Annotated in this window: 21 protein-coding genes and 1 pseudogene; 2 read left to right on the forward strand and 20 right to left on the reverse strand. The window is 43.2% G+C overall.

All coding sequences use genetic code 11. The annotated features are described in order from the left end of the window. Positions 1–113 precede the first annotated feature (113 nt). Both G5B06_RS13225 and G5B06_RS13230 read left to right on the forward strand, forming a co-directional pair. Positions 114–593, forward strand: coding sequence for a sigma-70 family RNA polymerase sigma factor (locus G5B06_RS13225; RefSeq protein ID WP_055056121.1), 480 nt, complete (start codon positions 114–116; stop codon positions 591–593). Next, positions 590–2,032 (forward strand): DUF4367 domain-containing protein, encoded by a 1,443-nt coding sequence (locus G5B06_RS13230; RefSeq protein WP_059085783.1) that lies wholly within the window; start codon positions 590–592, stop codon positions 2,030–2,032. The genes G5B06_RS13225 and G5B06_RS13230 overlap by 4 nt, the downstream gene beginning before the upstream one ends. Positions 2,033–2,306: 274 nt before the next feature. Here G5B06_RS13230 and G5B06_RS13235 read toward each other — a convergent pair whose 3' ends face one another. The 20 genes and pseudogenes from G5B06_RS13235 to G5B06_RS13325 form a co-directional block, all read right to left on the reverse strand. Continuing rightward, positions 2,307–3,173: a DUF2971 domain-containing protein gene (locus tag G5B06_RS13235; protein WP_059085782.1), complete on the reverse strand. Its 867-nt coding sequence runs from the start codon at positions 3,171–3,173 to the stop codon at positions 2,307–2,309. Between the two features lie 57 nt (positions 3,174–3,230). Beyond that, positions 3,231–4,979 (reverse strand): M56 family metallopeptidase, encoded by a 1,749-nt coding sequence (locus G5B06_RS13240; RefSeq protein WP_173772248.1) that lies wholly within the window; start codon positions 4,977–4,979, stop codon positions 3,231–3,233. Between the two features lie 6 nt (positions 4,980–4,985). Continuing rightward, positions 4,986–5,375: a BlaI/MecI/CopY family transcriptional regulator gene (locus tag G5B06_RS13245; protein ID WP_026649345.1), complete on the reverse strand. Its 390-nt coding sequence runs from the start codon at positions 5,373–5,375 to the stop codon at positions 4,986–4,988. Positions 5,376–5,507: 132 nt separating this feature from the next. Continuing rightward, positions 5,508–6,410: a hypothetical protein gene (locus tag G5B06_RS13250; protein WP_173772251.1), complete on the reverse strand. Its 903-nt coding sequence runs from the start codon at positions 6,408–6,410 to the stop codon at positions 5,508–5,510. Positions 6,411–6,527: 117 nt separating this feature from the next. Next, positions 6,528–6,710: a hypothetical protein gene (locus G5B06_RS13255; protein WP_173772253.1), complete on the reverse strand. Its 183-nt coding sequence runs from the start codon at positions 6,708–6,710 to the stop codon at positions 6,528–6,530. Positions 6,711–6,819: 109 nt separating this feature from the next. Next, on the reverse strand, positions 6,820–7,608 hold the full coding sequence (srtB, locus tag G5B06_RS13260) for a class B sortase (RefSeq protein ID WP_173772255.1): 789 nt from the start codon (positions 7,606–7,608) through the stop codon (positions 6,820–6,822). 68 nt (positions 7,609–7,676) lie between these two features. Then, entirely contained in the window at positions 7,677–14,195 is a 6,519-nt protein-coding gene (locus G5B06_RS13265; protein ID WP_244094572.1) for an LPXTG cell wall anchor domain-containing protein, read from the reverse strand. A gap of 155 nt (positions 14,196–14,350) precedes the next feature. Then, positions 14,351–15,616: a hypothetical protein gene (locus tag G5B06_RS13270; RefSeq protein WP_173772257.1), complete on the reverse strand. Its 1,266-nt coding sequence runs from the start codon at positions 15,614–15,616 to the stop codon at positions 14,351–14,353. A 64-nt stretch (positions 15,617–15,680) separates the two neighbouring features. After that, positions 15,681–16,841 carry an ERF family protein gene (locus G5B06_RS13275; protein WP_161284353.1) on the reverse strand — a complete coding sequence of 387 codons (1,161 nt, stop codon included), beginning with the start codon at positions 16,839–16,841 and terminating at the stop codon, positions 15,681–15,683. A gap of 36 nt (positions 16,842–16,877) precedes the next feature. After that, positions 16,878–17,591, reverse strand: coding sequence for a hypothetical protein (locus tag G5B06_RS13280; protein WP_055066312.1), 714 nt, complete (start codon positions 17,589–17,591; stop codon positions 16,878–16,880). A 16-nt stretch (positions 17,592–17,607) separates the two neighbouring features. Continuing rightward, complete coding sequence (locus tag G5B06_RS13285; RefSeq protein WP_055066313.1) at positions 17,608–18,126, reverse strand: hypothetical protein; 519 nt, start codon at positions 18,124–18,126, stop codon at positions 17,608–17,610. Between the two features lie 56 nt (positions 18,127–18,182). After that, positions 18,183–19,295 carry a hypothetical protein gene (locus G5B06_RS13290; RefSeq protein WP_055066314.1) on the reverse strand — a complete coding sequence of 371 codons (1,113 nt, stop codon included), beginning with the start codon at positions 19,293–19,295 and terminating at the stop codon, positions 18,183–18,185. A gap of 18 nt (positions 19,296–19,313) precedes the next feature. Then, positions 19,314–19,445: a hypothetical protein gene (locus G5B06_RS19265; protein WP_005423021.1), complete on the reverse strand. Its 132-nt coding sequence runs from the start codon at positions 19,443–19,445 to the stop codon at positions 19,314–19,316. 476 nt (positions 19,446–19,921) lie between these two features. Then, positions 19,922–20,149, reverse strand: coding sequence for a cold-shock protein (locus G5B06_RS13295; protein ID WP_005423033.1), 228 nt, complete (start codon positions 20,147–20,149; stop codon positions 19,922–19,924). Between the two features lie 113 nt (positions 20,150–20,262). Further along, a complete protein-coding gene (locus G5B06_RS13300) occupies positions 20,263–20,766 on the reverse strand; it encodes a hypothetical protein (protein ID WP_049940373.1) in 504 nt (167 codons plus the stop codon). Then, on the reverse strand, positions 20,726–21,415 hold the full coding sequence (locus G5B06_RS13305) for a hypothetical protein (protein WP_173772259.1): 690 nt from the start codon (positions 21,413–21,415) through the stop codon (positions 20,726–20,728). The genes G5B06_RS13300 and G5B06_RS13305 overlap by 41 nt, the downstream gene beginning before the upstream one ends. A gap of 68 nt (positions 21,416–21,483) precedes the next feature. Then, entirely contained in the window at positions 21,484–22,140 is a 657-nt protein-coding gene (locus G5B06_RS13310) for a hypothetical protein (protein WP_117592333.1), read from the reverse strand. A gap of 18 nt (positions 22,141–22,158) precedes the next feature. Next, on the reverse strand, positions 22,159–22,611 hold the full coding sequence (locus tag G5B06_RS13315; protein ID WP_055066318.1) for a zinc-finger-containing protein: 453 nt from the start codon (positions 22,609–22,611) through the stop codon (positions 22,159–22,161). 91 nt (positions 22,612–22,702) lie between these two features. Further along, complete coding sequence (locus G5B06_RS13320; protein ID WP_110925766.1) at positions 22,703–23,665, reverse strand: S1 RNA-binding domain-containing protein; 963 nt, start codon at positions 23,663–23,665, stop codon at positions 22,703–22,705. 216 nt (positions 23,666–23,881) lie between these two features. Further along, positions 23,882–23,977: pseudogene (locus tag G5B06_RS13325) on the reverse strand (type II toxin-antitoxin system antitoxin, RelB/DinJ family); the annotation flags it as partial.

Below are 23,977 nucleotides of genomic sequence, written 5' to 3' on the forward strand. Positions count from 1 at the left end.
CGAACTTGTCCATTTATAAGAAAAAGAATAAATTATTAGGGATATTTTTGATTTCTGCACGTCTAATAGATGTAAAGAAAATGCTGGCTGGCAAAAAAAGAGGTGGTGTTTAAATGACAAAGGAACAACTTGGATCTCTGATCCTAGATTCAGAAAGACAATTATACTCAACTGCAAAAACAATTTTATTTAGTGACTATGACTGTGCAGATGCTATTCAGGAAACAATTGTGAAGGCTTTTTCCAACGTCGGTACATTAAAAAACGATAACTATGCCCGGACCTGGTTAATCCGTATCTTAATCAACGAATGTTACAGTCTTGTGCGTAAATCCAGTAAATTTATCCCATTGGAAAATCTAGCTGACAGACAGGAACCGGAATTAGAAAAAACAAAGAATTACAGTGAATTATATACAGCCGTAAATTCCTTAAAAGAGGAACTGCGTTTACCCGTTATTCTATACTATATAGAAGATTTCAGTGTAAAAGAAATCGCCCAGATCCTTGAAATATCGGAAGGTGCCGTTCAAAAGAGACTTGCAAGGGCAAGAGGAAAATTAAGGCAGGAATTACAGGAGGTGTCAATATGAGATTAGAAGATATGAAAAACGATATTCCCGAAACACCGGATTTTATCCATAATATGATTCAAAATGAGGTAGCAAAGCAGCTGGCGGATAATAAAGTGGCGAATCTGCGAAGAAGAAAACGATGGACAGCTCCGAAAGTTGCCGCAGTGGCAGCTGCGTGTGCACTGGCAGTTTCCACGGCAGTATATGCAGGAGTAAATCTGTATCACTGGTTTTTGGAAAAACAGGGTTCTTATGGTGTTTCAGTCAAAATTGATGCTGGTGATGCAGCAAAGAAGACCGTACTTCCAGATGAGGTCCCAGAGGTAGATCTGTCTGCTAAATATGTTCCGGAGGGCATGAGCTGGATTGACGAGTACCATCTCCAATATCCTGAGCATGGCATGACTGGCGGGTTCAGTTTTTCATTTGTCCTGTTGGATAAAAATGATCTGGGACAGGTAGTACAGGATCAGAATGTTATTGATAGTGAAGAGCGTACATTTGGAAAATACCAGGGGATATATCTCAAATATAATAGCATTACCGAAAACGGGGCTCTTAACCAGAGAATTTATCTTGTCTGCCCGGATTTATATCGTGTGCTTATGATCTACATCGGAGATGATGTGTCAAAGGATGAAGCCATAAAAGTTGCAGAAAATCTGGTGATTGAGGGAAACACGACTATGGTAAAGACCGCCGGATTGCCTACATGGAGCGGAGAGATGATATCTGAAAAGACAGAAGATGATAATGATGAAATAAGTACTTCTGTAAATGAGAAAAAACTACCCATTTACCAAATTGGTGACACCTTTGATCTGGATGTGATTGGTGAAAACACAAATGGTGAATATCTGGAAAAAACGATTTCTGCAAAGGTAGATTCTGTTCAAATTTCTGATGATCTTCAGCTTCTCGATCCGGACAAAATACCACAAGAATGGGCGGAAGCCATTGATGCTGATGGAAAGCTATCTACAAACACATTGAATTATGTGAAATCTGGCGACGGAATCGATTCCCTGGATGAAATTGTGAAGTCAGAGGAAGTGAATCAGAAACTGGTCTATGTTACAGTTACCTATACCAATCATTCAAATGAGGAAATCGACCATATGCTTTATCTTGGTGCTTTACTGACCCTGACTAAGGAAAATGGAAAAGTACAGCTTTACATTCCAACAGAACAGGCCGGCGATGGCTATGACTACATTAGCTGGGACGGCGTGGCAAAGACTGGAGGAATGGTATATTATAGTGTCTCTGAAAATTATGGCAATGGTGGAAACTACATTTCCTCTATAAAACCAGGCGAAAGTGTACAGCTGAACATGGCCTGGATCGTAAATGAAAGCGACCTCAAAAATCTGTATCTGAATGTGACTGGAGACGGAGCTTCATATGAGTTCTCTGAATATATACTGAAAAAGGGACTAGTAGATATTCGCAAATAATATGCTATCGTTTATGATCCCATTTTTTTATATGTCATATATGAAAAAGCGTTTTTCGATTCCTTTTGGTTTCGAAAAACGCTTTCTTTGCTTCTTCGATCTCTGCACATGAAGTGTAATCTGTGGTATCCAATACGATTTCCTCATTCTTTCCATTGCCGGTTAATAATTATAACGACAGTGTACTATATGAAGCAACCGACAACAACAAAAATCATTAAATGAGTTTCGACAGAAAAAGAGATTCCACACTGTAAGTGGAACCTCTTATCTATTAACGCAATGGACAATCAGATACTTTTATATTTTGAGCCAGTTTATGCAACCCAAGATGTCTGCAGTAGTTTTCCAAATCTTTTGGATTCTGGGATGAACGTGGTCCGATAATAATTGAATTGATAATATCTTCCCTGTGCATATTTTCTGTTTCTAAGACTTTTTGTAAATCTAAAATGTAGAACTCTTTTATTATATTGAATGTTTTGTATTCGATATGAGGATCGTTGTCCGTTACAAAATATGGTGCGATTCGGATTTCCTTTTCAGCAGTAAATGTAGGATGTTTGTGAATAAGGGCACATAATGCTAAATTATCAATGAATCCATCTAAGTTGGAAAATCCTTCCAGAATTCCAGTGGAAATATATGAAGACAATAATTTGTATAATTCATGATCCCTGGTCTCCTGAGTATAATACTGTTCGCCAATGATCATCCCATGATAATATAACAGGTTGTGCAATGCTTCGGTATTGAATTCTATTGCAACACCACGTCCATGATCGGCATAGCGGTCCCATTGAGCTGCATCGTCTAATGCCTGTGACAAACAGAACATAAAAAGGTGTTTTTGCGATGTTCTGTCATATATTTCTTTAAATATTTTATCAACATCACATTTGGGTTTTATATTGTTTTGGGTAAGACCGTTCTCAATGTTCTGCTTCAGGTTATCAATAAACCCAATCACTTCTTTTGCATCATTCACATTCGTTGCGCTGCCAAACCAAATCTTTTTTTTCCTTAAAATTCCATCCAAGGCTGGAAAAGAAGTGTAATGCCATAAAGTTTTACCAACTTTCTGAACAAATTTGTCAGTAGATTCCTGTCTTTTCTGAATTTCTACTAAATTGTAGGTCATATACAATACCTCTTCTGAAATAATATCATTTGAATATGCATCGATCGGACAAATCCTTTATTCTGTATAGATGTTCCCATTCTCATCCGTCCAGGTGCCGTCACCATTGTCTGTGTATCCGACCCCATCTGCGTCACAATAATAATAATCTCCGTTTGTTGTTTCTATTACATTAACAGTACCGTTACTGCCCTGGAGTTCATGCTGTTCCAGTTGGTTTCCGAAATGATAACCTTCGTCATTCCAGGTACGATATGAATTTCCATTGGCATCTGCCCAGTTTCCATCTCCCTGATAACTGTATCGGCTCCCATAATAATCAGAATAGGTCCCATCTCCGTTATCGTAAAGAACTCTGGATTCTTCATCTCCTCCACCCGGTGCTACAATTGATGCTACACCGGAAGTAGTACTGAATCCACTGGTATATGGTACGCCTGCTGGCAGATTTTCATAAGATGAAACAGACCCGTTGTTGTCAGAGGTAATTCCATCATCGGTCGTTTCACTTACCTGTCCGCTGTTTTCCATGGCAGGTTCATCGTTTGTTTCCGCATCTGCTTTTTCCTCTTCGTCTACAGAATCCTCTGTATCTGTATTCTCTGTCACTCCTCCTTCGTCCTGGGTTTCAGCAGCTTTCTGCATAGTTACCATTTCAGAAAATGGTGCATAATCCGGTACATTATTTTTCTCTGGATCTGCATTTTTTTCAATACCAGACTTCTCCGTCTCTACTGAAACTGTATCTGTCCCGGCAGAGACATTAAATACCAGATTACCGCCTGCAAGCAGCAGCGTCACAAGAATTCCCGGAAGAATTCCTTTGCGGAGTTTCCGAATGTTCACCATATACAGAATCCGATCTTTAAACACCATTTCGCTGTCATTAAGACTTGCTGTCACATATGGAATCTGATTTTCCATGGCTACTGTCCTGAGAAGCAGCTGTCGATATAATTTATGTTCCTTTTTATTAACTCTGCGAACAACTGCTGTATCACACAGATTCTCAATATCCTTATCCGCTTCTTTCAGCATGATAAGAAGAAAGGGATTGAACCAGTATATCGATGCACAGATTCGAAGGAGCATCTTATACCAGAGATCCCGATGGCAATAATGTGTAAGTTCATGGTAAAAGATAAGTTTTCTTTCTTCTGCTGAATACCCGGTTGCTGGTAGATACAATTTTGTATGTAAAAGTCCTGCAAGAAGCGGTGTGGTAAGACCTGCGTTTTGCCTGAGTTCCGGTATTCTGCGTACGTGCTTCTTTTGACACGCTGCACGGTACATCTGAATACTCACCGTATCACTTACCTGCAGACTCATCCGTTCCAGATTCCTTATAGAAAAATAATATGCCAGCAATTCTCCCGTCAGTTTAAGTACCGCTACGCTCAGCCAGACAGCAGCAAAAATCAAAGCCACAATTCCCAGCCATTTATCTGATTCGTACCTGACAGTTCTCTTTTGTTCCGGGATTTCTGTCAGATTTTTCATGTCTTTGCTCGCAGATGATACGTTTTCTGTTATCTTCTGACTTTCCTCTGGTCTGACTGCGTAATCCGTTATCTTCGGGCTTTGCGTATTCTGTTGACTGCTTCTAAGTACTTTGAAATCCACCAGTGCCAGATTCGCCGGAAGGCGCACCGGAACACAAAGGCTTATCGTAATCAACAGCCAGATAAGGTACTTCCATCTCGCTGATACACGTCCTTTAAACAGAGTCGCAAGCACTTTTACCAGTAAAATTACTACTGCTGCAATAACATTCAGTTTCAGAATGTGCAGAATAAGAACTTCCATAATTCGCTATTCCTCCCTGTCCTCCAGGTTCTTAAGAAATTCACTGAGATCCTGGACTTCTTCCGAGCTGATCTTCTTTCCATGATAAAGTGAAGTTACAAACTTTTTTAGTGAATTCCCATAAAGTTTCTCAAGAACACTCTGGCTTTCATGTGCCTGATAATCTGACTGCGAAACCAGGGGTGTATACAGATTCATTTTTCCCTGTTTCGTCACTTCCACGAAATTTTTGTTCTCCAATCTGGTCAGCAATGACAAAATTGTTGTTGATGCAAGCTTTTTCTTCATATTGATCACTTTCTCAATCTCCGGTCTGGTCATCGGCGGAGTATTATTCCAAAGAACAAGCATAATATCCAGCTCTGATTCCGGAAGTCTCTGGTAAGTTTTTTTCACTTTTTCATCCCTCCTGTTACATATTTTCTACAAATGTAGGAATAATTCTATTTTATCACGGTTCACGGAAATGGCAAGGGCTTTTGCACAATTTGCAAATGCCCTTGCCATTCCTGCAACTACTGACCACTATCAGTCTATTTCTGTATAACTGCTGCCATTTTCATCACTCCATGTCCCGTCTCCGTTGTCCGTAAATCCTGTACCATTTTCGTCCTGGAAATAATAATCACCATTTGTAGTTTCTGTAACCGTCACAGTATTACCGTTTGCATCCTGAAGGTCATGCTGTTCCAACGTATGTCCCAGATGATGAGTATCATCATTCAGAGCTGAGTAGGTATTTCCATTTTCGTCGGTATAAGTTTCATCCCCATTATCGGTATAGTTCATTCCATCATCTCCACGATATTCACAAGAATAATCTTTGTGAAGAATGTAATTAATCTCAATGGTATTTCCATCACTGTCAACTAATGTCATTGGTGAGGTAGAAAGGATATCGGAATCATCATTGCTGTCCGAGGATTTTGCAGAAGCATTTTCTTCTGTATCGGAGGAATCTGAATCTCCTCCTGACTTCTGACTGGCAGTATCTGTAGTTGTCTTATCAGAATCATCAGAAGAATCATCGGTCTGGTTTTCATTCTCCTGTCTGGTAAGTGAAGGATTTCCAGGATAAGAAATATATTCTACAAATTTTCTGACGTCACTGATGTCATCTGCATCTTTTGCATATCCCACTGCCATATACAGGCTGTTTCCCTCTGAATAAATTGTCTGATAGCAGGCATCGTATGTGTCATTGCATTTGGCAATCCCTGTTTTGACATCCTCCAGTGAATATTTATAGATATTTACATAATCATTTCCGTTCGTATAGCTTGCATAGGTACCTTCCGTATCTGCTTTTTCCCATTCAGATCCAGCCGGCGGCTGTGTATAGAAATCGTTATTTCCTGCTGCCATAACCGTTGCAGCTGAAAAAATCCCAAGTGTTGCTACCGTCATAAGTGTCATAAATTTTGTCTTCATCGTGGATTCTCCTAGAATTTTATTTTCTACATCTGTAGAAGTTAATTGTATTCTACAACTGTAGAATTCAATTGTCAATTCTTTTTTCTATATTTTTTTATCATCTGATTTTAATTTCTATTTTTCCTTCCACCGGGCTATGTAAATCCAGAGGATCTTCATCACTTTCATAAACACGTCCTTCGCCTTCTCCAAATGATTTGCGGCATACTGGACATGATAGTCAGAACTAACATTTCTTTTTTCATTTTTCTGCAATCGTATTTCCATCAAAAGTGCCATTTTACGCCATTCCTGCAATAAAAAAGGCCCTCCCGGATAGACCATGATTGTTCCTGTCCATCCAGAAAGACCTGAAAATTAAAATGTTATATTTTGTAGAAATTATCCATTAAATTTCTGCAAACATTTAAATAAAATCATGGGGTTCGTTTTCCACAAACTCCCCATCTAAGAAAGCAAGATCATCCGTGGCTTTCTGTACTTCTGTTTTCTCGTCAGAATATTTCATCTGCACTTCTTTATTATCTTCCTGCCTTTCACACCATACCACCAGGCGTTTGGAGGCATCTGTTCCACAGGTAGAAAGCAGAAGCGTCGGAACTTCTTCCTGCGTTCCAAGTAAAAAAGCATCTCCATCTGCCGGTGTATACTCGCATTTTACGATCACAAAGATCCATACCCCTTCATCCGGAAGATACAGATAGAGGATATGGTGTTCTTTTAAGAATTCATCGTCAAGGAAATTTCGAAGTCCGCGGAACATACTGCCATCTTTCATATTGTGGCCATAAATGATGTTCTTGTCATCAGAAAAATCGGCATTGTTATCGGAATCCAGGAAAATGGCCCCTGCCACATATTCTGTCTTCTTAAAAGTATGTGTCAGGTAATAGGAGTCATCGTTTCCCTGGACTACCGGGTAATCAATGCTGGTATCCGGGATCCGGATCCATGCAACGATATCCGGATTCATCTTTTTTAATGCCTTAAAATCAACCACGGTCTGTTTCCCATCGCTTCCGTCTGTTCCTTCTGTGTGGTCATCCTCATCTGTTTCCTTGACGTATGTACGCAGGTCTTCATATTCCTGCACACCTTCCCGGTACATAAAGTAAATGCCAAAACCGGTACATATGCAAAAGCTGAGTACCATCAGGCAGACTGCCACGATCATGATTTCTTTTATGTGTCTCATACAAACCTCCGATTATTCTTCCTGGAAAAAGGGCTGCCGGTAAATCGAGCAGCCCTGAACCGTATTCCTTAATTTCCTTTTTTCTTCTTATACCAGATCACGCCGCCAATGCCGCAGGCAGAAAGGACTGCCAGAAGGATCGGAAGCCAGATGTTGGTGCTGTCCCCTGTTTTCGGGCTGTTTCCTGTCGGTGTGCTGCCGGAAGGGGATTTGGTGTTTTTGATCTCTTTTACGATCTCGATCACCTTGGTTTTTCCGTCTTTGTATTCAAAGCGGATCTCTTCTTTTTTGCTGCTTAATTCATAACCATTTGGTGCTTTGGTCTCTACCAGGATATATTCCACGGTTTTCTCTACTTTTCCATTTTTATAAGTAGCAATCGGAATCTTGCCGCTTGTCGCTGTTCCGGTCTTATCCGTTACCAGTTTTTCTACGACTTTTCCGCTCTCCTTTTCACGCAGTTCAAATTCTGCTCCTGAAAGGGCTGCCTTACTGGTGGAATCGGTCTTTTTGATGACCAGTTTTCCATACGGATGTGCGTCCTTCATTTTGACTTTCTGGACTTTTCCGGTATCTTTTACCGTAAATTTCACATCTTCCGCAATGAGGTATCCATCCGGGGCCTGCTCTTCACGAAGGGTATATTCGCCTACCGGAAGTTTTTCGACCATATGCGGTTTATCCTTGGACGTCCAGCTTTCAACTTTCTTTCCATCTTTATCCAGGATGATCAGTTTTGCTCCCGGTACCTCACTGGAATCCGTAATGTCTTTCTTGCTGATTTCCACTTTGGTCACATCATCAAGCATCTGGTGTTTCTGTACTTCTTTTGTGTTTTCAACGGTAAATTCAATACTTTCCGCAGTCACATAACCATCTGCCGGCTTTGTTTCTGTCATCTTGTATTTCTTTCCTACGATAAGACCCTTGATGATATGTGCTTCCTCTTTGGATACCCATTCATCCACCGTATTTCCATCCTCATCTGTTACCTTTAAGGATGCTCCCGGAAGTTCTTTTTTGTCCGTCAGGTCTGCTTTGGAAAGTTCTACCGTAGTCTGTTCATCTTCAAAGGTGAACGCATACTCTGCAACACTGGTTCCACTGCCCTGGTACTCAAAAGTGAATTCCTGCGGTTCCTGGTCTGTCACATAGCCATCCGGGGCGGCAAGTTCCTTAATGTAGTACCTGCTGTCAACCGGGAGATCTGCAACAAACTGGATTTTTCCATCCTCATCTGTGGTCTTCAGTTCGATCAGGGTGTCTTTCGCAAGGAGTACTTTTCCTTTTGAAGATACGATGTCGTCTGCTGCATAGAGGCCAAAGATTGCCCCGTAAAGTACTTTGTCACTGTCCTTTTCTTTTTTCAGGACTTCCACCTGTACCCTCTGGCGCGCATTCTGCCAGTCGGCACTATAAGTAACCAGAGGTGTATCCTGGTCACGGTATGTAAGATCCACATATCTTGGTTCATTATCCAGAACGTAGCCATGTGAGGTCTCTTTTTCCACGATGTAATAACGTCCAAGCGGAAGGTTATCCATCTGGGCGATGCCATTTCCATCTGTTGTAATGGAGCCGACCAGTTCATCTGCCGCATAATAATCTGCACTTACCCCGTCTGCTGCACGAATGGCTTCTGCCGCGTAAACATTGAAGGTTACATCAGTCAGGTTTCCGGTCACATAGTTGAACAGGTGCTCGATCATGCCTTTTGCATTGTCAAGAAGGGATACGCTGTCTAAGAATTCCCCTTTCTTGTTTACCAGAAGTCTTGCTACCGGGACTTCATCTTCCATTTTGACTTTCTGTACTTCTGCAGTATCAGAGATCGTAAACTCTACGTCTGTTGCACGTAAGTAGCCATATGGTGCAAGCTCTTCACGCAGAATGTAAGTTTTTCCAACCTGAAGTCGCTTGATCACATGTGGGGAATCTTTTACGGATGTCCAGGAATCGATCACGTTGCCATCCTTATCCAGTACACTCATGGAAGCCCCGTCAAGTTCTGTTCCGGTCGTGATATCTGCTTTTGTTACTTCTACCGTTGTCGGCTGGTTTTTCTTCACGGATTTTAATTTGATCGTTTTTACGTCCTGGCCCTGGTATGTGGCATCAAATTCCAGGATCTCATCGGAAGATACATAACCCGCCGGCGCCTGCAGTTCTTTCACATAGTATCTGCCAAGCGGAAGATCCAGCGTAAACGCTGCCTTACCTTTTTCGTTGCTTGTGATCTCCTGAAGCAGTGTATCTGCTTTTACGACCACCTTGTCGCCGGAAGAAATTGCTTCTTTATTGTATAATCCAAAGGTTGCACCTTTTAAAGCCTTTCCGGTCTCGGCATCCTGTTTTTCCACACTCAGCTCTACTTTCTGGCGTTCATTGGAAAATTCCAGTTTTTCTTCGATCTCCGGTGTGTTCTGATCCTTATAGATAAAGGATACTTCCTGATTGTCTGGATTTAAGACAAATCCGGCCGGTGCTTTTGTTTCTTTCACACGGTATTTTCCAAGCGGAAGGTCTTTGATAACAGCTTCCCCATTTTTATTAGTGGTCACTGTTTTTACCAGGGTATCCTTTGCATAGATCACGTGACGGTTTCCCTGCTCGTCCACCTGATGATCCGGTGTGAAAATATCTTCTGCTGCGTAGATTTCAAATTCTGCCCCTTCCAGGGAAGTTTCTTCGTATACAAAATCCTTTTTAAAGGATTTTAAGGTTTCACCGGATTTATGGATCACCAGTTTGCCCTTGACCGGATGGTTTTCATAGGTCACGGTAATGATGGCATCCCCGCTGACGGAATCCATCTGATAAGCTGTATTCTTATCAACTTTGATCTCCACATACTGGGTATTCTGGGTGTAGCCATCCGGCGCGCTCACTTCCTCGATCCTGTAATTTCCGCATTTTAAGGATTCCGGAAGAATCAGGTAACCATTTTCGTCCGTAAAATAGGATTTATGGACAACCGTATTTGGATAGGTCGTTACCTGTTCCACATACTTTTTCGCATCCAGATCATACACTTTGAATTCTGTATTGGCAAGGAGGACCGGCTGTTTGGTCTCATCATCCTGTTTCACGATCTTAAGCTTTGCTTTGAACTCATCGTCCAAAAGGACTCTCCATACCTGCGGTGTACTGCTGTTCTCAGTTACGGTTACGATAAAATCATCTATCGGCATGAAATTATGCGGTGTTGTAGTCTCACGGACAATGTAGCGTCCATAAGGAATCGGGATGCTGCACGCATAGCCGCGTTCATCGGTAAACATTTCTGTTTTTCCGTCTTCCGTAAGAACGATCGGGGTCGCATTTGTAAAGTCATAGCTTCCATCGTCTTTTACAGTCAAGCTGCTGATCAGATAAGCAGAAAATCCGGCACCTTTTAAAAGATCCGCATCGGTCTTATCATTATCCGCTGCTTTGATCAACTGGAATGGCTGTTTGATCACGTCTTCTTTGGAAACGGTATTTCGTTTTACCGTCTCTACCTGGTCTCCTTCGTAGTCACAGTTTACATCATGCTCCTCTTCGTCCAGAAGATAACCTACTGGAGGCGTGATCTCCTTCAAATAATACTTTCCAAGATACAGGTTGCTTACGCTTGCTTTTCCCTCTTTATCGGTCATCAGGGTAGCTACCTGCTCGTCCTTTTTATAAAGGACTCCGCTCCTGCCATCCGGATGGTTAATGTCTTCCCTTGCATAGAGCCCGTAAATGGCTCCTTCAAATACGGCATCTCCCTGTGCGCTGTTTCCTGTCTCGCTGTCTTCTTTTACCAGGTCAATTGTTGCATTTACACGCTTATTTGTAAAGGTATGGCTAAAGTTTACCTTTTCTTCCTTATCATTGGTAAACTTAAAAGTGAAGATGTAAGTATCCTCACTGTTTCTAAGGTAAAGTTCCGGTGCCTGGATCTCCCGGATGCTGTAGCTGTAATTAATCGGAAGTTCCGCTTTATAAGAAGCTTTTCCATCGGCTCCGGTCGTTGCTTTTTCAATCAGGGTTCCTTTGGGAACAACGGTCTTACCGTCAACTTTGATATCTTCTGCTGCATACAGCCCGTAGATGCCTCCGGAGAGCGGATTTTTTGTCTCTTCGTCCTGCTTTTCCACACGGACTGTAGCCTTCTGGCGTTCATTTAAAAATGTTGCACTGACAGTCTGCACTTCTACGGTCTGGCCTGCATACACAAGCTCAACAGTCTTAGACTCTCCTTTGCATACATAATTATCCGGAGCTTTCGTCTCGGTTACTGTGTAGGTGCCAAGATAGAGATCCTTTAACGTAACGCTTCCGTCATCTCCGGTAACCAGATTATCCTTGACAAGTGCACCTTTTTTATAGATGAGGGTGCCATCTGCCGCCTTGATATCTGCACCTGCATAAACACTGTAAACGGCTCCTTTCAATTTCCGTTTTTCGTAGGCAAAGGTCACACCATCTTCCGTGACGGTCGCTCCGGTAAGCACTTCTCCTTCTTTATAAATGGTGAGTGCACCTTTTTGCTCTTTATCCGTTAAGTTCTTGGAAGCGGTCTGCCCCACGACCAGTTTTACCCCATAGGCTTTCGTATCCAGCACATATCCGGATGGGCCTGAGATTTCACGAAGGTAAACGGTATCCTGTGTTTTGGTGATCTTTACTTCGGATTCCCCTTTTGCATTTGTTGCCGGCATTTTTTTGATAAGTTTCGTGCAGGCTTCATCTGCATAGATGCCGTAAACGGCACCTGCAAGGAGCGCGTTGCTTCCCTTATCTTTTTTGATGATCTTGACCGTTGCTTCATCCGGCCAGTCTACCTCCAGATTCAGCTCCAGTGTATCTGTATAATATCCAAAGCCGATATCCTGGCTGTTCGCCAGCTTTAAGAGCATGGCATGGAAATTAAGCGGATAGTTGGATGTGATCGCATATTTTCCTTTCAGGCTTTCAATATTCTGGGTGGTTGCTTCCAGATGGAATTTTTCACCGCCCTTTACGCTCACATTTCCGGTCCCGGTTTTTCCTGTCGTCTCATTTACAAGGGAGACCCCGTTTTCAAGATGGATTGTGATCACAAAAGCTGCGTTTGCCTTCCATGTGAAGGTCGGGCTCTGGTTTCCATTTGCAGAAGCACTGAGCCCAGGTGTCAGCTCCATGGTCGTTGGATCCGGCATCTTTGCAAGGGCTGCCTTGATCTCTTTTAACATATTTTTGGCAGTTGTCGAAAGGGATCCTCCAAATCCGGATTCCCCGTCATATAAATAATCGACCAGATAATGCTGCATTGCACGGGTCTCGGAGGAACAGCCGTATTTTTCCATGATGGATTTGATATTATAGCCGTTGAATGTGCCGCCCCATCCGGGACCGCCATATCCGTAAAACATGGCCTTCCTTAAATAACGGTCATCGCCGCCTTCATCCAGTTCGACCATATTTTTATAAGTCGTTCCACTTGGCGGGGACTGTTTACTGTGCTGCATGCAGTATGCATAGACGGTATAAGTCTTTCTGCCTGCTTTGTAACGGATATACTTATAGGAATCATTTCCGCCCTGTCCCATTACAGAATCAAAAGGATGCAGTTTTCCATCTGAATAATAGTAATAGGTATTAGCTTCAATGTCTGTTGAATCATCCCACAAGTCTCCATCGGAAGCTGCCATGGTACTAATACCGCCCTCAGCCTGGTCATATAGCACACTTAATGCAACATCATCTTCCGGCATCTCAAAGCTGAAGGAATTTGTTCCCTCATCGTAGCTTACTTCTGCATACAGAAGATCTTCGGTATTCTCTGTCTGGTTTGCTTCGACAAGACTTGTTCCCACTGCGATCAGGCTTCCCTGCGGGATATCACCGGAAAAGTTGACCGTCTCCCCCGTCTGGTAACGTCCGTCCTCGTGGTCCAGTTCAATATTGAATTCATTTCCCTGTACAATGTCAACCTGATGGCTTCCATCCTCTGTTTCCTCATCGGAAAATTCTTCTGCTTCCTCTTCTTCTGGCTCCTCCGTTTCTTCCGGCTCTTCCAGAGTTTCCGGGGCATCTTCCGGGCTTATGGTCGGGAGGACGGGGTCTGCCTCCGGTTCGTCATCGCCGGTTTCCTGTTCCTGGCCGCCATTGGATCCGTCTGTTTCTGCTTCCCTTGGTGTCACCGTAATGTTTCTGGCAACCAGATAGGCTTCCCCCGATGCGGGCGTAACAAGATATACGCATTTATAGGTCCCCGCATGGTTATAATCAAATACAGTCCCGTCTTCCATTGCTGCTTTTTTCAGTTCCACATGGTCTCCGTCAGAGAGTTTCAGTCCTGTAAAATCATTCTGGATATCAAAGGCTTCCCCTTCGGTAACCATAAGCGCAAGTTCCGGATCAGCAACGGTTTCCTCGATCAGTTCCTCCTCGCTTTTCTCCGTCTGCGTTTCTGTCTGCGTTTCTGTCTGTACCTCGATCTGTGTCTCGCTCTGTGCGGAAACGCCTCCCACCTCAGCGGCGGATACTGCAGAAGCTCCCGTCTGCAAGAGCGTAGTGCAGCACAGAGCAAAAGCCATCGCACCCGCCATCCATCTTTTCTTCCAGTTTTTTTCCAAGTGCACGTTCTCCTTTCATGATCGCTTTTTTCCCTGCAGTTTTCTTTTGGTCCGTCTCTTATCTGCATCGCTTTCTCCTTTCTTCCGGCTTTTTCAGCCAGATAAAAAGGAAACTGAAAAAAATTCCAGTTTCCCTTTTATCTGACCAAACCATTTTATGCCGTCTTTCTGTTTCCTTTTTCCTCTTTTCGAAGGATCCAGTCATCCACGCCTTTGTAGTGTTCCATCCAGGTACCGGATGCATCGGTATCCCAGGTGACTCTTTTGCAGGATACGTTCAGTTCCTCACAGATCTCATATAGTTTTATACAGCCTTTTCGGATCATGTCCCGCTTTCTGCGCTTTCTGGGGCATTCTCCATGATACAGATAAATTCCATGTTCACATTGCCGGCACGCACTTTTTTCATCGTGCTTACAGGACAATTCCATCATTTTATCCATGTCGTAACATTCGTAAACTCTTTTTAACCCCTGCTCTTTCAGTTTTCGCAAGACAGTTTCCAGTCCTTTATGATTGGAAACTCCAGGGACTCCGATATAAGGATTTCCTGTACACATCCATGCGATCTCTGCCTTTAAGATCCCTTCCGTTACGTAAACCGTGCCATCCTTTATTTCCCCAAACATTCCTGCCGGGCTGCCGCTTGATGTGCCTTTTTCTAAGCCGCTGCTGGTAAACCAGAGGTACTTCCGTTCTTTTAAAGGAACATCCAGCCGGATCTGGAATCCTATGATCCGTTCCTTCCCATCCCGGACCGGGCAAAGATACCCGTTATTCTTCCTATAAAAAGCAGCTTCCCAGTCACCATCCCGGTTGATGAAAAATCCAGGAATCCCATCCAGGCGAAATTCCTTTTTTAAGAGCTTTCTGGCAATGGCCACGGAATTCTCCTCATCCGTACTTAAAAAACCTCGTTCTTCCATCTGTCTGACCTCATTTAACGTCAGCCCACGCAGGAGAAGGTTCCTCCGGTGTGTTTCCTTAAGCTTAAGAAAAGTGAGCATTTCCTTATATACATGGTCCCGGTAATCCCATTCCTCTTCCGTAAGGGAAATGCGTTTCTTTTTAGGAACGATAGAAGCGAACCCATTTCGTGTCGTGGACTGCTGCCTTTTATCCGTTCCAGAAAAAGAAAATGCCTGCTTTATCTCCCGGTAGGCTTCTTTATACCGGTTTCTCCCGTAAATGCCGGATAGTTCCGCATACAGTGTCAGCATGTTTCCGGATGCTCCGCAATGATAGCAATGGTAAACATTTTTCAGTTCTCCATTTTTGCGGATGCAAAAACTGCATTTTCCTCTTAAATCCCCGCAAAAAGGACATTCCACCGGAAATTCGTCCTGGTAAGAATCACTCAGTCTTCGGATTGATAAAAGATCTGCTACTTCTGCGATCGTAAACGATTCTCTGGCATACATGCCTTCCTCCTTTTCATAAAAGATGGCCCCGTTCCCGGAGCCACCTCAAACTATTTCTCTGTTTTCAGGCTGCTTTTTGCATTTCCTTTTCATGATCCAAAAGAATCTTCGCAGCTTTCTGTATTTCCTGATTCTGGCCTTTGTAACGCTGTACCAGCCATTTGATCGTCTGGTAACCTCTGGCATCCTGCATCATTTCCCCAAGAGGGGTCCCGGCATAGACACCAAAATTGCAGATAACCTTTCCTGCCCATTTCACTTCATCCTCTGCATCCTCTTCGTGAGCCATATCCTCCAACACTTCCTCTGCAGTCTCTTCTGGTGTTTCTTCCTCTTCTTCTGCATCAAAAGAAATCTCATCATCTTCATCAAATGGAACTTCATCCGTTTCTTCTACTGCACGGAAACCGTCTGCATCCGTCTCGGCAGTAATTTCCTCATCTACGGAGATTTCCTCGGTCTGAACCGGATCTTCCGCTTTGGTTTCTTCAGCGGAAAATTCTTCCAGTCCGCTTTCACTTTCTTCCATTCCAAAAGTCATCTGTCCAGGAAGGTTTTCTTCTGTATCCGTCACTGCATATTCCACTTTTACAGTACCTTCTGATATGGCATTTCCATCACGCAGTTTTTTACGGTCCGTTTTCTTTTCCCTGACCGGTTCCGTTTGCTCCTGCTTTGCTGCGGTTTCTTTTCTTTCTGCCTTTTCCTGTTTCTTTTTCGGTTTTTCCGGTTTTACGGAAGCTTCCTGCTTCGGCATTTCTTCTTTTTCCGTCCCACGCATGTCCGGATCGTCTATTCCGGATGCCTGCATGATGTTGAATTTATTTAAGAAATAATACTTCAGGCCATACGTCCATGCCGCACCTTTTGCTTTATCCGGTGCTTCATTGGTTCCAATGACATGCAAAAAGCTCCGTACCTTGTCTCCCGGACGGTCTGCATTGGTCCAGCACAGCTCCAGGTCAGCCTCATATCTCCAGAGTGCTCCCATTTCCTTTAAAAACACGGAATTGCCCTGTTCGTCCATCTGTGTCGGCCTTTCACTTAAGATGTCAAAATCGACCCCGTATTTATTAAGGGCCGGTGTCAGGCATTCATAGATATCATCCAGTTTTACAAAATCATAAGTAACGTCCTCACTGTACCTTTTGCGGATCAGCTTCGGCACTTTCTTCCGGATCCTGATCATCTTCTGGTTCAGATTCATGTAATTGTATTTACCCATATTATTCGTTTCCTCCTGATTTTTTCATTTTTTATACTAAGCAGAACGCGGAAGGCTTGCCTCCGGCCCTGTCCCAGTCTTATTTAACATTTCTTCCATTTCCTCCCGGATACATCCGATACAGATCTTCTTTTTTGAGATCTCCGGAAGTTTTTCAAGCAGCCACTTCTGGGCGAAAAGCTCTGCTGCCCGCTGTGGGTTGCTTAAATATTCCAAAAACATCCAGTCAGAAAATTCCCACTTCATATCCGCAAAATGAAACTGCGGCTGATAGATCAGATCCTCCGGCCGCTTTCCTTTTTTAATAAAACGGTCTGCATTTAGCTGGATATAAACCCTGCTGATTTCCGGGATCATCTGTGCAGCTGCATACCCGCCTTTTAACAAAAGTTCATCCCATTGTTCCCGGATAAGTTTCTTTCCAATGCGGCTTATCTGTGTTTCCAGTTTCGGGATCAGATCCTCACGCACAGGAAAACCAAAATCATCCGGTATCCCGATCGGCTTCAGAAAAAGATCTTCTGCTTCATAAAGGGAATACTCCGGCATGTGGATCACGGCACACCAGTTCCGGTCTGTTTTTCTGTTTTCCTTTAAACAGTCAAAGAAAAAGAAACAGTTTCCATATCTTGCCTTTATAAACAGCTGTCCGGAAAATTCTTTTACTTCACAATCCGGCGATTTCAGCCATGCGATCAGTTTTTCTGCCTCCCTGCTCTCTTTTAACCAGTCCGGAAGTTTTCTATCCATCACATACCTCCGTAATTTAGATATATGGCAGGGAATACCTGGAATACACTATCTTTGCCCGTTTTAAAAATGCAGAGCCTTTTTCTGCTTTTGCAAACCATTCCACAAAAAACCGTGTCAGGTTCTGCTGCAGTGTCCGGTGGGTATCAAGGGCATAATCCACAAATTCCCCATATCCGTCCATACTTCCTGCAAGCAGGTAGCAGGTAAACATTTTTGCCATCTGCTCTTCATCTGAAGGATTGATCTCCATTTCCTCTGCACCTTCATACACCAGGCGCACCCTTTCTGGCTGTTCCTTTACATGCAGACACAGATCATCGGCCATCAGTTTCGATGCTTCGTTTCGAAGGTCGTAATATCTGACCTCTGAAAGACCTTTTAGCCAGGCAAACCCAAGATAAGTGTAATTGTCTTTTATTTCCTGCTGCTCTTTTGCCATGGACTCCATAAATTTTTTGTGTCCGGTGGGATGGCAGTTCAAGTATTCATCTACCAGCAGCCTTGCCACATCTTTTCCATTCGTAACCTTCATGTTTTCCTCCCATCAAAAAAAGACAGTCCATGCTGTCTCCATTCTTTTAAATCCTGTTAGTATTTTACAGTGCCAGGAATATCATATTCATGCCAGCGTTTTGACACACAGCCGGCAATTTTTTCTTCCAGAGCTAAAAGTCCTCTCTCATTCGTCTTTTCCTGCCTTGCAATGGTAATGGATTCACAGATCCCGCAGTAGATCTCGTATGCGCTGCATGGCTCATCCCCAGTAGTAGCCTTAAACTGCTCCACGGTTTCTGCAAGCAGTTTTTTGCCAAATCCTGCCTGCTTCATGATCCCTGCCATGGCATTTGCCGGATGCTCGATCCAGATATCACACAGCCGCATGACCCCTTTTAAGACTTCCCGGTAGTAATCGAAGATCGACTCTATGTTTTCCGTGAAATCTTCCATTCCTTTACAGTTTTTGTGCGTAACCTTCAGGGCATTGCCAAGGATCACATTTCTTGTCGGCTCCTGCAGGGAATAAAAAATATTCGCTCCGGACACACCAACGTCTGACGTAGTGATCCGTACAACTGCTTTTATGTCCTTATCAGTCTTTCTTCCATAATTCTGCATCAGTTCCTTATAAACATCTGTAAGTTTCGTATCTTCCAGCTGCCAGGACGCCGTAACAGAATAATGATCTGCATAGCCGTTTAAAAACGTTGCCTTCTCATAGTCCCCATGGATATATGCCGAGGTAACCATGTACATATCCGGCATGGATATGATGGCATAATCTTTTTCATCACCAGACAGGACTGCCCTTACTTTTCCTTCACAGAAACGGATCAGTGCTCTTCCTCTTGCAACCTTCAGGCATTTATTCAAGATCTCTGCCAGTGTTTTCTTATCGACATCTGCCAGGGCTTTGCCATCAATCCTGGCCCGTCCTTTCAACGATTTGATTGCTGAATTTCCTATATAACAGATCCTCTCGGGCAGGATAAGAACCAGCCTGGAATGAGATAAGGTATCTTTTTCCAGTGCTTCCAGGGAAATGCCCGGAACCTCTGTACAGGTTTCCTCTCCTGCAGCTGCCACCTTTAATTTCTTACTGGTGACCCGGATCCATTCTGCCCGGCTGTCTATCTCTTCCAGACACTCGCACAGTTCCTTTTCTGTCCGGAACTCCTTATAAAAGTCATCTTTATAATACATAATGTCCGCCTTTCCACGCTAGCTGAAAATCCGGACTTCAACAGCCTGTATCTTTCCATCTTCGATGCAAAATACATAGCCGTCTTCTGCCATCTCCATAAGCATTCCAATTTCCAGTGCATTTGCGTTTTCCCATTTAATTGTCTCCATAATCGACCCTCCTGATTTTACAATGTGTTTTCTTTTTTTGATGTTCTTAAGGTATTTCTTTTTGCAGTTTCTTTAACTGACAGTTTCATTCGTGCTCCTCCTTTCTGCTTTTTATGCAATAAAAAAAGACACAAAAAGAATCTTCTTTCCTTCTTGCATCTTCCTTATATTTTGCATATCCATTTTTTCTCATTAAGGGCAAGACCGCCCCAAAGTGTTTCTTCCGGAATGTCCGGAACTAAAGAATAACCACAGTCTTTTATAGACTGTTAAATTATTTTTCATTTAAAGACTACCACAACATTTTGTGGTTGTCAATTAATTTTAACTATATATTGTGTTATTGCGTGAGTTATCTTTATTATTCTGCTACATGTTGTGACAGGCGGCATGATACCGCCTGTCTTTTCATCCGTCTGCATAAATGCATGTATCTGAGGGGAATAGGTAATCTGTACATGCACTATGAAAACGTCTTACTCAGCGTTTGGATCCGCCGGGGAAATATTTTTGGCAAGGCTTCGCCCGTTGGCATCCGTCCCTGCTTCAAAAAGGACCGGCTGGCCACCGCTTAATTTCCGGTATCCATCCATCTGGATCTCCGAAAAGTGGGCGAAATAATCAATCCCGTCTTCACCGGTGATAAAACCGTATCCTTTCTGTGCGCTGAACCATTTCACGGTTCCCTGTAGTGTTTCTGACATATCCTTCTCTCCTTTGCTGTATTTCCCGCAATAATCTTTTGCGGAAACAGGGCAGCATGGAATCGAACCATGCCTGGTGCTCCCCTCCCTGCTATAAAAGGAATCTCTTCCTCTTATATTTCTTCGTTTCCCAAAAAAGTCCCGTTATTGAGCGCTGCATCCACCCGGCGGATTCCTACCAGCTTCTTTTCATTTATGCCAAAATAAAACCGATAGCGTTTTCCCTCCAAAACTTTTACGTTTTTATCCAGCAAAAGTTCACTCTGCCGTCCGGTCGGATCACTTACCCGGATCTTCCGTAATCTTGCAAAGGGATTTTTCCCGTCTATCCCGGTTACCAGCCCTTCCACGATTTCATAGGTCTTTTTATCCGCGGTGCGGAAAATAAGATATGTTCTTATAAACCCGATAATCCCAAGCAGAAAAGACCAGAAAATAAAAGTTTTATCTTTCATCCATGTTCCCATAAATGATCCGAAAAGCAGGATAAAAAGAGACAGGATACCATATCGCTGGATCCTGTCCTTAAAAAAATCCGGTATATTCTGATAACGTGTTCCAAAATCTTCCAAGCATCTATACAGCCTGTGCCAATACGGATGTTCCGTTTGCTTCAAGGCAGTCCTCCCTTCTTATGTAGTCGATCACAAGCTGTTTCTTATAGTAAAGCTGCGCTACGCGGATTATAAATTCCCTCTGTATCTGCTCCTGGAGGGAATCTGCCAAATTGGGTTCCCTGCTTTTTGCCTTTTCTTTTAAGCATTTCAGATGATAGGAAACATCCCCTTCTCTCTGAAGATTGGAAAGTATCTGGTATTCCTCTTCTGTAAGCAGCGGCTTTTTAAAAGCCCTCAGTGAAAACTTCAGTCCTTTTCCCATGGAAAGGGCTTCCATAAAATGCTTCATGCGTTCTGTCCGTGAAAAGGCCATGGGAGACATGACTGACCGGCTGATAATGCTGTATACAGCTTCCTCTCTGGTACATCCTTCTGTCAGCACAACCAGGCCCCGCTTTACCAGACGGTTCAGGCAAAACTGAAAATCCTCTTTGTCCGCCCATTCCTGTGCCTGTTTTTCTCCAAGGCTAAATACAAGAAGACGATGCATCTGGGAATGGACCTTATCCTCTTCACAGAAAGACCAGGTGAGCGCAGCCCACAAAATAGTTTCCATTTCTGTAAGTACTTTTTCTTCCCCATCTACCCAGACACAAAACCTTCCATCTGCATCATCTTTTTTCATTCCGATTGCTGTATACCATCTCATGACATTTCCTCCTTGTCATTTTCACTCTTTCTAATCTCTGCTTCTGATCTGTTTTCTTTCATAACTTGTTACCCATACATCATCATTTCCAGGAGTTTTGGAAGTACATACCCCAAAAGCATGCCTGCTGCCGTACAGATTCCGATATTCGGCCGTCGCAGTTTCCATACTTCCTGTGTTTTGGTCCCGATAATCCTTGTTCTTCCCGGTACGATCCACCTGAGTTTCCGATAAAACTCCATGAATCCCTGATTGTCAAAGCCAAAGGATCGTACACAGAAAACATCCCGTTCCTGTTCTTCTTCATCCAAAAGGAAAAAGCTTTTCTGTTCTTTCCCTTCTTTTCGGATCACGATATAAAATTCCGGAACTCCCCGTCTGGTTCCTTCTACGATCTTATCCATCTCATCGTAAAAGATCCTGCAGGACTCATATTTTCCGTTTTTTTCCGGCTGGCAGACTGCCAGGCTGTCCTCTTCAAGTGCCATATAACAGTTTTCTGCCTCCATGATCCTCCGGCTGATTTTTATGGCCTGACGAAGAAGCAGGATTATCGCAAGCGCCAGTGCAGTACACAAATATGCAAGATCCCAGCATCTTTTCTGGTATATGAAAAAGTATGCGCTGATTCCCTCTGCCACACTGCATATTGCTGTCATAATAAAATACTGTTCTTTAAGGTCCATCAGATGATATACATCATCTTCTGTCGCCTGTAGTCTCAAGGGCATCCATCCTTTCCGTCATGCCACGCTTATTTTATCCGGGGATTTCTTTTTTTCCTCTCGGCTTTTTATATAGTCTGTACATTCCCGGATGGTCTGTTCACACAGGTAATAAGAAAACTTCCCGATATGTGTGTCCTTTTCCCGGAGATTCAAACGGTTCTGAAGCCAGATATATGTGCTGTGTTTGGTCATATAACCATTTTTCCAGATTGCATCCAAAGCTCTGTGTGCTTCGATCCGCTTATTACGCAGATTGCTGTCAGCCATGGTTCCCATGGGACGCATACTTTTTTTGTGTGCCCCAATGTATGAATCACAGGAAGGATAGCCGCTGCATACATACAGGTATTTCTCCGGATCCAGGTTGTTATCCCCATAGACATAGGCTGCCGGCCTAAGTACCCCGGGTCTTTTGCAATATGGACAGTACAAGGTTTCCCGCATCTGTTTTTTCTTCTTTTTTGCCATCTGACGTCACTCCTTTCCATCTTTATCTCCGATGTTAAAGAAATCCCTTTTTCTGTGTCAACAGAATTCTTTGAAAATCATAAAAACATTTTCAGGAAGCTCTTTTGATAAGCCTTGTGATAATGCCTTCTGCCACTTCATAGTTGTCGTTGATGCGGGTCACCACAAATCCGATCTTATCTTTCTTTCCCGGAAGTGCGGACATATTGCAGGAATGTGCCACGGCATTGACTCCGATATCAAGGCGGATAAAATAGGTTCCCTTATAGACTTCCGTAATGATCCCTGTATATTTTCCCTGTTTATGGCATTTCCGGAGGTTATCTTTATTGATATTGGCTGTCGGACTCTTTGCATCCACTTCTATAATGATCTGGTCAACAGAGCTTGCTTCCACCTTATTGACCATGACCAGCACCAGATCACCTACCTGGAATTTTTCTCCGGCATCTACCATCCACTCCCAGGCCATGTCTCTGGCCCGGACAGATACTTCTACACCAAAGACTTCCAGGCGGACTGCCTTGGGAGCTACCGCGATAACCCTTGCTTCTACGATCCTGCCTTCATAAAGCATTGGTTTTTCTGTATCTTCCCCAAGGTAAAAAGTCTGCCTCTTTTTAAGCATTGCATCTTTTCTGGATGCTACAACACTCCGGCTCTTGTTATCCAGATCTTTGATGATGAAATCAATGTCACAGCCGAGCATGTTGTTAGCAATACGGACCTGACGGTTTAAGGTATCCGCGTTTTCACGCCCGTCTCCCTGAAGGTTGATCATCATTTCATTCATTGGGATAATGATCCGGAAACCATTAAAGTATGTAACAGCAACCATCCATCCACTCTCCAGTTTTTCAATGCCCCCAAGCTGGCCCGTCAGGATCTTTCTGGTACGATGTGCATTCAAAAGCTGATGCCATCTGGCTTCTTCCTGTTCCTCCATGCTTTCAACCTGCGCGTCTACATCGATTGTCAAAACACCATCGTAGACTGCACGCGGAACATCTTTTTCCCCGTTTCCCGCCAAAACTGTTTTTTTGGTATCCTCCATATACTTCCTCCTGTTCTTATTTATTTTTGTCTTCTCTGCTCCATCCAGAAAACTCCTTTTCCTCCGGTACTCAGGAAAGACAAAAGAAGACACAAAAAAAGCAGCCCGTTTAAAGCTGCTTTCTTCATGCCTTCTTTTTACAGATACCATTCTATAATACATGGAATTCTATGTCAATATTACCTTAATTGCAATAGCGTCGCATATCGGTTTCTTTCATCTTTTCAGGTCAGCAAACAACTCGTCAAGGTCATTGAAGCCCTTTACAGACGGGTCTTTTGCAATCCTTTCCGCTTCCAGCATGGCAGCAAC

It is taken from the genome of Blautia luti, assembly GCF_013304735.1.
Taxonomy (GTDB): Bacteria; Bacillota; Clostridia; order Lachnospirales; family Lachnospiraceae; genus Blautia_A.

What these genes read in the sequence shown, in the direction of transcription:
- G5B06_RS13270 (WP_173772257.1), bottom strand. Translation starts at nt 15,616, where the DNA reads ATGTATGCCAGAGAATCGTTTACGATCGCAGAAGTAGCAGATCTTTTA.
- G5B06_RS13275 (WP_161284353.1), bottom strand. Translation starts at nt 16,841, where the DNA reads ATGGGTAAATACAATTACATGAATCTGAACCAGAAGATGATCAGGATC.
- G5B06_RS13225 (WP_055056121.1), top strand. Translation starts at nt 114, where the DNA reads ATGACAAAGGAACAACTTGGATCTCTGATCCTAGATTCAGAAAGACAA.
- G5B06_RS19265 (WP_005423021.1), bottom strand. Translation starts at nt 19,445, where the DNA reads ATGGAGACAATTAAATGGGAAAACGCAAATGCACTGGAAATTGGAATG.
- G5B06_RS13320 (WP_110925766.1), bottom strand. Translation starts at nt 23,665, where the DNA reads ATGGAGGATACCAAAAAAACAGTTTTGGCGGGAAACGGGGAAAAAGAT.
- G5B06_RS13315 (WP_055066318.1), bottom strand. Translation starts at nt 22,611, where the DNA reads ATGGCAAAAAAGAAGAAAAAACAGATGCGGGAAACCTTGTACTGTCCA.
- G5B06_RS13235 (WP_059085782.1), bottom strand. Translation starts at nt 3,173, where the DNA reads ATGACCTACAATTTAGTAGAAATTCAGAAAAGACAGGAATCTACTGAC.
- G5B06_RS13305 (WP_173772259.1), bottom strand. Translation starts at nt 21,415, where the DNA reads ATGAGATGGTATACAGCAATCGGAATGAAAAAAGATGATGCAGATGGA.
- G5B06_RS13280 (WP_055066312.1), bottom strand. Translation starts at nt 17,591, where the DNA reads ATGGATAGAAAACTTCCGGACTGGTTAAAAGAGAGCAGGGAGGCAGAA.
- G5B06_RS13240 (WP_173772248.1), bottom strand. Translation starts at nt 4,979, where the DNA reads ATGGAAGTTCTTATTCTGCACATTCTGAAACTGAATGTTATTGCAGCA.
- G5B06_RS13290 (WP_055066314.1), bottom strand. Translation starts at nt 19,295, where the DNA reads ATGTATTATAAAGATGACTTTTATAAGGAGTTCCGGACAGAAAAGGAA.
- G5B06_RS13285 (WP_055066313.1), bottom strand. Translation starts at nt 18,126, where the DNA reads ATGAAGGTTACGAATGGAAAAGATGTGGCAAGGCTGCTGGTAGATGAA.
- G5B06_RS13230 (WP_059085783.1), top strand. Translation starts at nt 590, where the DNA reads ATGAGATTAGAAGATATGAAAAACGATATTCCCGAAACACCGGATTTT.
- G5B06_RS13250 (WP_173772251.1), bottom strand. Translation starts at nt 6,410, where the DNA reads ATGAAGACAAAATTTATGACACTTATGACGGTAGCAACACTTGGGATT.
- G5B06_RS13295 (WP_005423033.1), bottom strand. Translation starts at nt 20,149, where the DNA reads ATGTCAGAAACACTACAGGGAACCGTGAAATGGTTCAGCGCACAGAAA.
- srtB (WP_173772255.1), bottom strand. Translation starts at nt 7,608, where the DNA reads ATGAGACACATAAAAGAAATCATGATCGTGGCAGTCTGCCTGATGGTA.